Raw genomic sequence first — 8,299 nt, forward strand, 5'->3', positions numbered from 1 at the left:
GCGCGCGGTTGCGGCCATCTGCTTCACCGCTTCGAATTCTTCGCGGCTGACGAAATCCATCCGGCCGACCCATTCCTTGGCGCGTTCGCGCATCGCGGCTTCGGCCTCGCGGCCGGCGCCGGCAACGGTTCCGGCAACGCCATTCACCATTTTGGCCAGATCGTCGAAAAAGCGGTTTTCGCTCTGCATCTTATAATTCCTTTGTCGGACGTTCGGTCCCTTGCCGTCATCCTATCTGGGTGCTGGCGGCGGTGGGGACAAGGGTTTCGGCATCGGGATTGCGCTGGTCGATCTGAAAATTCAGGATCGCGGCAAAGCTGAGCCAGACCATATAAGGCACCAGCAGCCACGCCGCCGCCTTGCGGATCGGGGCAAAGGCAAAGGTGGTCGCGATCGTCATCATCAGGATGAAGATGATAAGGTATAGCGCGCTCGTCACCTGATACTGGCCGAAAAACAGCGGCGACCAGGCGAAATTGGCGATCAACTGGACAAAGAACAAAGTCAGCGCCAGCCCGCGCCCCTTGGCCCCGCGCGCGTGCAGGATCATCGCCAGCGCCAGGCCGAGCATGATGTAAAGGATCGGCCACACGACCCCGAACACCCAGCCGGGCGGGGTGATCGCAGGCAGGTCGAGCGACGCGAACCAGCGATTGCCATAGCCGCTGTTCGACAGCACGCCCATCAGGCTGCCGATCAGGACGATGGCGGGGACGGTGACGAGCGCCCAGCGCAGATACGACATTCGAAGCTGGCCCGGTGTAGCGATCTCGGTCATGCACATGATCCTTTGCGCGGGAATCGGCTGATCTAGGATGTCGCGGCGGGCGGGGCTGGCGTCAAGCGGCAGCTTTGACCGCGGCGATCAGAAATTCGACATTACCCTCCGGCCCGGTGATCGGGCTTTCGACCGTGTCAACGACGCGCCAGCCGCTGCGTTCCATCCATTCGCGCACTTCGTCGCACACCCGCGCGTGGACTGCGGCGTCGCGGATCACGCCCTTTTTACCGACCTCGTGCCGCTCGGCCTCGAACTGCGGTTTGATCAGCGCGACGAGGCGGGCGTCGTCTTTGGCAAAGCCCATCGGCACCGGCAGCACCTTCGACAGCGCGATGAAGCTCGCGTCGCAGACGATCAGGTCGACGGGTTCGGGGATGTGCGCGGCGGTCAGGATGCGCGCGCTCGTCTGTTCGTGGACGATCACGCGCTCGTCCTGACGCAGCTTCCACGCCAGCTGGTTGGTCCCCGAATCGACGGCATAGACGCGCGCCGCGCCGCGGCTCAGTAACACGTCGGTGAATCCGCCGGTCGACGACCCGACATCGATCGCGACGGCGCCCGTCACGTCCCAACCGAGATGGGTGAGCGCATGGTCGAGCTTGACCCCGCCGCGCGACACCCAGGGATGGTCGCGGCCCTTGACGCTGATCTCGGCATCCTCGGCGACCTGTTGCCCCGCCTTGTCGATCTTGCGGTCGCCGACGAAGGCGAGCCCCGCCAGAATCAGCGCCTGCGCGCGCGTCCGACTTTCGGCGAGGCCGCGATCGACGAGCAACTGATCGGCGCGGACCTTGGCCATCAGTCCAATCCCGTCATTGCGAGGAGCGAAGCGACGCGGCAATCTCCAGCTATCGTTGGCTCAAGCCAATAGCTGGAGATTGCTCCGCTTCGCTCGCAATGACGACCAAGGGCGATCACTTCGCCTTGACCTTGTCCGTCAGCATCCCGGGCGTCAGGATCTGCGGCAGGATCTCCGGCTGTGCCGCCCCCGGCGCGTACCACAGATACAGCGGCACACTGTTGCGGCCATGCTCGGCCAGCGTGCGCGTGATGACCGGATCGCCGTTGGTCCAGTCGCCCACCAGCGTGACGACGCCCGCCTTTCCAAATGCTTCCTGCACCGCCTCGCGGTTGATCGCCCCCGCCTCGTTCGCCTTGCACGACAGGCACCAGTCGGCGGTGAAATAGACGAACACCGGTTTGCCGGTGGCGCGCGCTTTGGCGAGAGCATCGGGGGAGAAGGTTGGTCCATCTGCTGCGGCCGTGCGTTCGGTATCGGCAACTTCGGTGACTGTGCCGCCAAGGCCAACAACGAAAAGCATCCCCGCCGCGATCAGCAGCCACGACCGCCGGTCGCCGCGCTGCATCGCGCCATAATGGGTGAGCAGCACCAGCGCCATGGCGACCGCGACGATCGGCCAGATCAACTGCGACCCGCTGCCGAGTTGCCGCCACAGCAGCCAGCCGAGCGCGAGCGCCGTCAACGCCATCGGCAGCGCCATCCATTTGCGGAACCGGTCCATCCACGGTCCCGGCTTGGGCAGCCGGTTGCGCAGCGCCGGAATGAAACCGACGGCAAGAAAGGGGAGGGCGAGGCCGAGCCCGAGACCGCCGAAAATAGGCAGCGCCGCCCACGCGGGCAGCACCAGCGTCGCGCCCAGCGCCGCACCGAGCAACGGGCCGCTGCACGGCGTCGCGACAAAGGCGGCGAGCGCGCCAGTCCAGAAACCGCCCGCGGCGCCGCCCTTGTCGACCAGCGCCTGCCCGCCGCCGAACGACGGCAGCTCATAGGTGCCAAGCAGGTTGAGCGTGATCGCAAGCGCGAGGATCAGCAGCGCCAAGACGCTGACCGGATGTTGCAATTGGAACGCCCAGCCAACCTGCTCGCCCGCGGCGCGAAGCGCGAGCAGCGCGGCGCCCAGCAGCAAGGCGGTGACGATGGCGCCCGCGGTATAGGCCAGCGCCTCGACCTTCGCCGATCGCGCATCGCCGCCCGAGCGCGCGAGGCTGAGCGCCTTGAGGCTGAGGATCGGGAAGACGCAGGGCATGAGGTTGAGGATCAGGCCGCCAAGGATTGCGCCGCCGAGCGCCGTCCAGAACAGCCCGAGATCGATGGCGTCCGTCGCTCCCGCGATCGCCTCACCCGCGGCAGGCACCGCGCCGGGCTCGAACTGCACCGAGAGCCCGCGCCCGTCGCCAAGTTTGAGCAGCGCCGCGACCGGCCCGGTGGCTTCACCTTTGGCGCGTGTCTCGACGATGATGAAATCGCCATTGCGGCTGAATGTCTGCGGCGCGACATAATCGACCAGATTTTGCGTCTGCGCGAAAATATAGGGTGCGTCGAGCGCCGACCCGGCGGGCAGGGGGATGGCAAAACGAACCATGTCGCCGCGCCGCTCCCACATTCCCTTGCGATCCAGAGGCTGCGGCAGCAACGCCCGCCACCCGTCGAAGCGTGCGCGCGACGCGGCAGGTACGGCGCCGTCACCCGCCTTCAGCGCGACGGAAACAACGGCGCGTTCCGGCACGCAAACCTTGTCGGTACAGGCGAGCCAGTTGGCGACCCCCGAAACCGTCAGATCGCTTCGCTGCGCGACACTTTCGTCAACTTCCACTTCGGCAAGCAGCGCATACGGATGCTCGTAAACATGGTTCATCATGCCGAACAGAATCAGCGGTTCGGGGACCGGATAACGCAGCGGCGCAACCGTCACGCCCTCCGGCAAGTTCCATTCCACCGACAGCCCGAATCCCGCGTCGCCGCCATTGATCCAATAGCCGTGCCAGCCCTTGTCGGGCGTCATCGTCAGCGCGAGTGTCGTCGTCCCGCCCGGCGCAGGCGCGGTGGACTCGGCGACGAGCTTCGGCTGGATATGCGTCGATTGCGCCTTGGCGGGGCTGAGTGCGAGCAGGGCGAATGCCAACAGCCCGAGCCCCAAGCGCCACAGCGCTGTCACAAAAACGTCCTTGCCGCGATCCATGCCGGTTGTGCTGTCACCTGTCTGTCGAGGCTTGCCATATAGGCGGGTTTCGCCGAGAGGACAGCCCGCGCTGACACCCTGTGCAACGGAGACGCCGCTCGTGACGCTGAAACATCTCAAAATCGCTCTGGCCGTCACCCTTTGTGTCGGCAGCGGCAGCACCGTGCTCGCGCAAGATTCAAACCCGCCCGTTGCAAAAGTGACCGCCGCGACACCGCCGCCCAAGCTGATCGTGATGGTGGCGGTCGATCAGCTGTCGGCCGATCTGTTCGCCGAATATCGCGACAAATTCACCGGCGGCTTCGCCCGGCTCGCGTCGGGTGTGATATTTCCGTCGGGCTATCAGGCCCAAGCCGCGACCGAAACCTGCCCCGGCCATGCCACGATCCTGACCGGCAGCCATCCGGGGCGCGCCGGGATCGTCGCCAACAATTATTTCGACCTGTCGGTCGCGCGCGACGACAATCGTATCTATTGCGCCGAGGACGAAAACGTCCCCGGCACCGCGTCGGGCGGCGGCAAATATGCGCCGTCGGTAAAGCATCTCCTCGTTCCGACCCTTGGCGACATGATGAAGGCGCGCGATCCGAAGGCGCAGGTCGTGTCGGTCGCGGGCAAGGACCGCGCCGCAATCATGATGGGCGGGCGGCAGGCCGACGAGCTCTTGTGGCTCGCGCCCACGGGCCTGACCAGCTACCGCGGCACCACCCTGTCGCCGACTGCAACGCAGGCCGGTGCGGCGATCGCCGCCGCGATTGCACAGCCGCGCCCGGGGTTGGCGCTGCCCGCCGATTGCGCGGCGCATGACATCGCGATCCCGGTGGGCGACAAGGGCGTCACTGTCGGAACCGGCCGCCTGGCGCGCGACGCCGGCGATTTCCGGCGCTTCCTCGCCTCGCCCGAAGCGGACGGCGCGGTGCTGGCGACCGCCGCGGCGCTGCGTCAGGTGCGCAAGATGGGCGAGGGCAGCGGCACCGATCTGTTGATTGTCGGCCTGTCGGCAACCGATTATGTCGGCCATGGTGTGGGCACCCAGGGCAGCGAGATGTGTCTCCAGATGATGGGGCTCGACCGTGAACTCGGCGACTTTTTCGCGCGGCTTGACGCGACCGGCATCGACTATGTCGTCGCGCTTACCGCCGATCATGGCGGCCACGACATGCCCGAACGCAATCGTCAGAACGCTTGGCTTGCTGCCGAGCGCGTCGATCGTGCGCTCGAACCCGACGCGCTGGGCAAGGCGGTCGCCGAAAAGCTCGGCCTGCCGCAGCCCTTGCTCTATGGCGACGGTCCGTTCGGCGACATGTATCTGTCGAAGGCGCTGACCCCGGCGCAGCGCAAGGCCGCAGAGACCGAAATTTTGGCCCGGTTGCGCGCGCATCCGCAGGTCGAGGCGGTAGTGACGGCGGATGAGCTGGCGAACCGGCCATTTTCGAAACAGGCGCCCGACACCTGGAATCTACATGACAAGCTGCGTGCTTCGTTTCACCCCGACCGTTCAGGTGATTTCATCGTGGTGCTGAAGTCGCGCGTAACGCCCATTCCCGAAGCGGGACTCGGCTATGTTGCGACGCATGGCTCGGCGTGGGATTATGACCGCCGCGTGCCGATGCTGTTCTGGCGCAAGGGGCTGGCCGGATTCGAACAGCCCAATGCGGTGATGACGGTCGATATCATGCCGACGCTGGCCTCGCTGATCGGCGTACCGGTCGATGCGGGCAAGATCGACGGACGCTGCCTCGACCTGCTTTCGGGTCCGGAAAGCAGCTGTCGTTAGGGAACGAATAGAAAAGAATATGACGGAATCTATGACCAATTTTTCCGGCCGGTTACTGCTGGTCGGCTGCGGCAACATGGCGGGCGCGATGCTCGATCGGTGGCTCGCGGCGGGACTCGATCGCGCGCAGGTCGCGATCGTCGATCCCTTTGCGACGCCGCGCGATGGCGTCGTGCAATATCCGTCGCTGGACGAATGGCAGGCCGCGAACAACACTGCCGACTGGATCATGCTGGGCATGAAGCCCCAGCAATTGGGCGACGTCGCCGACGTGCTGGCGCCGCTCGTGACGGGCGACGTCCATCTGATGTCGATCCTTGCCGGTGTGTCGCTCGCGGATCTCGCGGCGCGCTTCCCCGATGCAGGCGCGCAGGTTCGGATCCTGCCCAACCTCGCTGCGCGCATCGGCGCCGGGGTGACCGCGGTGGCGACGCTGGGCGCGGCCGATGACGCGGCGATCGCGGCGCTGCTCGACCCGTTGGGGCAAACCGTGACGTTGCCCGACGATTCGACGATGGATCTGGTTACCGCCTTTACCGGTAGCGGGCCGGCGTTCGTCTTTCGCGTGATCGAATCCTACGCTGCCGCAGGCGAACGCCTTGGCCTGTCGGCAGAGGATTCGCTCGCACTGGCCACGGCAACCTTCGGCGGCGCCACCGCGCTGCTCGCCGATAGCGGCGAAAAGCCCGGTGTGCTGATCGCGCAGGTTGCGAGCAAGGGTGGCACGACGCAGGCGGGGCTCGATGTCCTCGACAGCGACGGCCAGCTGGCGGCGTTGCTCACCAATGTGCTGCGCGCCGCGCGCGATCGCGGACGCGAGCTCGCCGATCTGGCGCGCGGCGAAGCGTAACCGTCGCCCCCGCGAAGGCGGGGGCCGCCGTCGGTTTGGCGCCCACGCCGTATATGGCTGCCAGCGGCGCCCGCCTTCGCATGGGCGACGGTTTCCGGTCAGCCCGGCTCTTTCCCCAGCGCCGCAATACGTTTGCGGTCGCGCGCGGGGACCAGCGCCTCGCTAACGTGCCAGAAGCCGGTCACCGCCTGTTGCCCGGCGTGGGTATAGGCGCGGCTCATCGTGTCGCGCAGCAGCGCAAAGGTCGCGGCCTCGATCGTGCGTCCGGCCTCGGTCAGGCGCAGTTCCTTTTGCCGCCGGTCGCGATTGCCCGGCCGCGTCGTCAACATCTCGCGCGCTTCCAGTTCCTTGACCACCCGGCCCAGCGACTGTTTGGTGATCCCCAGCAGCGCCAGCAGGTCCGAAATCGTCAGCCCCGGTTGCCGCGCGATGAAATAGAGCGCGCGGTAATGCGCGCGCCCCAGCTCCTGCTCGGCAAGCTGCGCGTCGATCGACCGCCACAGCGACGCATGCGCGAAAAACAGAAATTCGATGCCCCGACGCACCTCATCTTCGCGCAAGAAAAGGGCAGACGCAGCGGGTACTTGTGAAAGAAAATTTTCCTCAGCCATGGTCACTACCGTTGCGCGCCGCGCCCGACTTTGGCAATAGGCGCGCTCCATCGACCCCATGACCATAGGTGTTTTCGCATGTCCGCTCCCGCTTTTGCCCATCTGCCGCACCCCAATCGCGTTGCGGACGATGTACGCGCGGCGGCGATTGCCGATCCGACGTTCGGGCGCGTCTTTACCGACCACATGGTGTCGATCCGTTATACCGAGGGGAAGGGCTGGCACGACGCGCAGGTGATGCCGCGCGGGCCGCTGACGCTCGATCCCGCAACCGCGGTGCTCCACTATGCGCAGGAGATTTTCGAAGGGCTGAAGGCGTATCGTCTCGACGACGGGTCGATGGCACTGTTCCGGGTCGAGGCCAATGCCGCGCGCTTCAACGCCAGCGCGCGCCGCATGGCGATGGCCGAAATGCCCGAGGAGTTGTTCATCGCGGCGGTGAAAGAAGCCGTGGCTGCCGACACCGCCTGGTTCCCGCCGGTCGATGGCGGCGCGCTGTACCTGCGCCCCTTCATGTTCGCGAGCGAGGTGTTCCTGGGCGTGAAGCCCGCCGCCGAATATCAGTTCCTCGTCATCACCTCGCCGGTCGGCAATTATTTCAAGTCGGGCGCCCCGGCGATTTCGCTGTGGGTATCGGAAGATTACACCCGCGCTGCACCCGGCGGCACCGGCGCCGCCAAATGCGGCGGCAATTATGCCTCCAGCCTGATCGCGCAGCGCGAGGCGATCGCCAAAGGGCACGACCAGGTCGTTTTCCTCGACGCCGCCGAACATCGCTGGATCGAGGAACTGGGGGGCATGAACATGTTCTTCGTGTTCGACGACGGCAGCATCGTCACCCCGCCGCTGACCGGCACGATCCTGCCCGGGATCACCCGTGACACGATCATCACCTTGGCGCGCGATGCCGGGCTGACGGTGCGCGAGGAACCTTATGCGATCGAGCAGTGGCAGGCCGATGCGGAAAGCGGCAAGCTGACCGAAAGCTTTGCCTGCGGCACCGCCGCGGTGGTGACCCCGGTCGGCAAGGTGACGCGCGGCGACACCAGCTTCACCATCGGCGCCGGCGGTCCGGGGCAGGTGACAGGGATGCTCAAGGACAAGCTAGTCGACATCCAGCGCGGCCGCGCCGCCGATCCGCACGGCTGGGTGACACGCCTCTAAGCGCCGCCTTGCAATAGGCGACGGCGCGTTATAGAGCGCGCCTCGCACCGGCCCGTTGGGGCGTCGCCAAGTGGTAAGGCAGCGGCTTTTGATGCCGCCATTCGCAGGTTCGAATCCTGCCGCCCCAGCCAGCCG

Annotated in this window: 8 protein-coding genes and 1 tRNA gene; 4 read left to right on the forward strand and 5 right to left on the reverse strand. The window is 66.2% G+C overall.

What is annotated here, in order from left to right:
• The 4 genes from VGN68_RS02590 to VGN68_RS02605 form a co-directional block, all read right to left on the reverse strand.
• Window positions 1-189 (reverse strand): accessory factor UbiK family protein (locus VGN68_RS02590; protein ID WP_327473632.1); only part of this gene is annotated, 189 nt, incomplete at its 3' end.
• Between the two features lie 37 nt (window positions 190-226).
• A complete protein-coding gene (locus VGN68_RS02595; RefSeq protein WP_293698052.1) occupies window positions 227-778 on the reverse strand; it encodes a TspO/MBR family protein in 552 nt (183 codons plus the stop codon).
• 61 nt (window positions 779-839) lie between these two features.
• Window positions 840-1,580, reverse strand: coding sequence for a TlyA family RNA methyltransferase (locus tag VGN68_RS02600; RefSeq protein WP_327473633.1), 741 nt, complete (start codon window positions 1,578-1,580; stop codon window positions 840-842).
• A 115-nt stretch (window positions 1,581-1,695) separates the two neighbouring features.
• Complete coding sequence (locus VGN68_RS02605; RefSeq protein WP_414712999.1) at window positions 1,696-3,762, reverse strand: protein-disulfide reductase DsbD family protein; 2,067 nt, start codon at window positions 3,760-3,762, stop codon at window positions 1,696-1,698.
• A 100-nt stretch (window positions 3,763-3,862) separates the two neighbouring features.
• On the opposite strand from VGN68_RS02605, the gene VGN68_RS02610 reads away from it, so the two are divergent.
• Window positions 3,863-5,539: an alkaline phosphatase family protein gene (locus tag VGN68_RS02610; protein WP_327473635.1), complete on the forward strand. Its 1,677-nt coding sequence runs from the start codon at window positions 3,863-3,865 to the stop codon at window positions 5,537-5,539.
• A 31-nt stretch (window positions 5,540-5,570) separates the two neighbouring features.
• Window positions 5,571-6,389 carry a pyrroline-5-carboxylate reductase gene (gene proC, locus VGN68_RS02615; protein ID WP_327473636.1) on the forward strand — a complete coding sequence of 273 codons (819 nt, stop codon included), beginning with the start codon at window positions 5,571-5,573 and terminating at the stop codon, window positions 6,387-6,389.
• A 98-nt stretch (window positions 6,390-6,487) separates the two neighbouring features.
• Here the strand turns inward: proC and VGN68_RS02620 are convergent, their stop codons facing one another.
• Window positions 6,488-7,000, reverse strand: a complete 513-nt coding sequence (locus VGN68_RS02620; RefSeq protein ID WP_327473637.1) for a MarR family winged helix-turn-helix transcriptional regulator — start codon at window positions 6,998-7,000, stop codon at window positions 6,488-6,490.
• 78 nt (window positions 7,001-7,078) lie between these two features.
• Here VGN68_RS02620 and VGN68_RS02625 point away from each other — a divergent pair, with 78 nt between their 5' ends.
• Together VGN68_RS02625 and VGN68_RS02630 are read left to right on the forward strand one after the other, a co-directional pair.
• Entirely contained in the window at window positions 7,079-8,164 is a 1,086-nt protein-coding gene (locus tag VGN68_RS02625; protein ID WP_327473638.1) for a branched-chain amino acid aminotransferase, read from the forward strand.
• A gap of 56 nt (window positions 8,165-8,220) precedes the next feature.
• Window positions 8,221-8,295 (forward strand) — tRNA-Gln (locus VGN68_RS02630).
• The last annotated feature ends 4 nt before the right edge of the window (window positions 8,296-8,299 follow it).

Source organism: Sphingopyxis sp., assembly GCF_035998965.1.
GTDB lineage: Bacteria > Pseudomonadota > Alphaproteobacteria > Sphingomonadales > Sphingomonadaceae > Sphingopyxis.